This is a genomic window from Mesorhizobium sp. M4A.F.Ca.ET.050.02.1.1, from assembly GCF_003997725.1.
Classification (GTDB): Bacteria; Pseudomonadota; Alphaproteobacteria; order Rhizobiales; family Rhizobiaceae; genus Mesorhizobium.
The window spans coordinates 1-2,209 of the sequence record NZ_RZSG01000915.1; the positions used below are offsets into that span (position 1 = coordinate 1).

Consider the following 2,209-nt stretch of genomic DNA (forward strand, 5'->3'; position numbering starts at 1 on the left):
CCCGAAGGCAGGAGCTTGCGCGCCGCCACCAGCAGCCCCGCCGTCAGCGCGCTACGCGCAAGAAAGTCGCGACGCGTCATGCCCTTAAGGGTGGTTCCAGTTCCGATCCGTTTCGTCATCGTCATCTCCGGTTGGACGCCGCTTGGGACCGGCGCCGTCGATTGCGTGTTCGGTCAAAACAAAAAGCTGCCGGCCAGGTCGCTCGCGTCCGTACATCCGGGATCGCGTGTCGACCTGAGCGGCAGCTTTGCCTGTGGCGCCCGCCATTGGACGCCTGTTCCGTGACTCCGCGAGGAGCCTGGTTATTGCAATGCAGAAACCGTGCCAGTTTCAGATGAGATGACGAACACCAATTAAATCAACTGCATAGAACAAGGATCGGCACGCCGACCCGCAGGACGCACAGGCCAAAGATTGTTCATTAGCACAAGCGCACGCACAATTATTGTGCAATGCACAAGAGTGGCGCAAAAATAATCAGGTCCGCAAAACCAGTTCTCGACACGGTGATTTTGACAGATTGGGACGTCACGGCGCGGATCCTGGGATCTGCGCCGCGTCGCTTCGCTCCAGGATGACGACGGCATGGCGCTTCGGCTGATCTCAAAGGCGTCCGATCCGGCACGCCGCCCTATCGACATGTCAGAACGTCTGCGCAAGGGAGCCAGCCGATTGCGGGCCGGCAATATAGGCCGGGTCAGCCTGAGACAATTTCGTAGTGAAGAACCTGGACGTCGCCGAGGGTCGATCTTCGTCCAGGCGAGATGACGCCGGAGCCGAAGAGGAGAATATCTTCGCGGCGCACGAATACTTCATGGTCGGGTCCCATCGACACAAATGTGCCCGACGAGCTTCGCTCGATAAGCCGGGCCTTGCCATTTGAAATGGTGAAGGTGGCGTGGTGCCTTGAGACCCAGGGCAGATCGACGACGATATTGCATTCCGGAGATCGGCCGAACGTCACGAATTCGTTGTTTCGGCAGGATCGCAACTGATCTCCATAGCCGATGACTAGCTTGATCTGCGGCGGCGGGACGGAGCGCCTATCGACAATGGTGCCCCGGCTGGCGATGTGCGTATTACTGAGGGTCCCGTCGTCGCTCCTCAGAGTATAGACATCGAAGAGTTCTTGCTTCCCCTTGAAAGCCATCTTGTCGAGGAGCCGCAGGCCACTGCGGCTCCCCGCGGTAAGGCCTTCGAAGAAGCTCTGGCTGATCAGCACCTCCCCGGGGTTGGCCGTGCTGGACAACCTGGCGGTGACGTTGATAACGTCGCCGAATACCGCGCCCCGCGCGCGAATGACCGCCCCGAAATGTAATCCGATACGGGCGCACAACGGGCCTTTCGTCAATTGGTGGCTGATTTGGCAGGCGGCCCTCAGCGCGGTCTCCGGGCTCTCGAACAGGCTGAGTACGTCATCGCCCTTCGAGTAAATGAAATCGCCGCCGTGCTGGGCGACGATCGCTCCCATTGCGTCCAGGCAATCCGAAACCTGCTGCAGAGCGGCATCGTCGCCGATGCGCTCATAGAGAGGCGTGCTGCCCACGACATCGGCCAAAAGGACTGCGGCCAGAAGTCTTTCCTGATCCATCGATCTCGTATCCGCCCGAGAACGCAGCGTATATAGCACACCAAAATTGCCTTTGACTTATCAACTTGCGCGCATTGGCGATCCGCTACCCCGGCACGTCGGATCTACTGCGCCAAGGAACCAGCGTGTTTCTGGCCGGCAATGTAGGCTTCGATCTCGTCGGGATCGAAGATCTGGCCGTCGAAGAACCCGTCCGGGCCCAGCACCAGGCTTGCGCCTGCCGAACCGACAGGGGTCGCGGCCTTCAGCGCGCCTTCGACCTTGGCATTGGCGCCGGGCAACGCCACGCCGAGCGGCTTCAGCGCCGAGCGATAGAGGTCGGGCCGGTAGCAGTTCCAGGCGATGGCGAGGTTTTCCGGCGTGTGCGCCAACTGCCCCCAGCGCACCATCTGCGTGTAGAACCACAGCGCATGGCTCTTCCACGGAAAATTCGCCGCCTTGTCGAAGGGCACGAAGAAATCCGCGATCGCCCGCTCGGCGCCGCCACCAAGCTGGAGGTGCCCGGTCAGCGCCGGCATCTGGAGCGCCGGCGGACGGCCGAGGAAGCGTGGCTCGGCCATCAGTGCGGCAAGTTCGGCACGGTTGGCCGGATCCTGGCACCAGCGCGCCGAATGATGC

General features: G+C 61.3%; 2 protein-coding genes and 1 pseudogene. All 3 read right to left on the reverse strand.

The window, feature by feature from the left end; translation table 11 throughout:
- A partial coding sequence (locus EOA33_RS41610) for a twin-arginine translocation signal domain-containing protein (protein WP_348628285.1) occupies nucleotides 1-125 on the reverse strand: 125 nt, incomplete at its 3' end.
- A 572-nt stretch (nucleotides 126-697) separates the two neighbouring features.
- A complete protein-coding gene (locus tag EOA33_RS33080; protein WP_127407532.1) occupies nucleotides 698-1,591 on the reverse strand; it encodes an FHA domain-containing protein in 894 nt (297 codons plus the stop codon).
- A 104-nt stretch (nucleotides 1,592-1,695) separates the two neighbouring features.
- Nucleotides 1,696-2,209: pseudogene (locus EOA33_RS33085) on the reverse strand (nitrate transporter); the annotation flags it as partial.

What these genes read in the sequence shown, in the direction of transcription:
- EOA33_RS33080 (WP_127407532.1), bottom strand. Translation starts at nt 1,591, where the DNA reads ATGGATCAGGAAAGACTTCTGGCCGCAGTCCTTTTGGCCGATGTCGTG.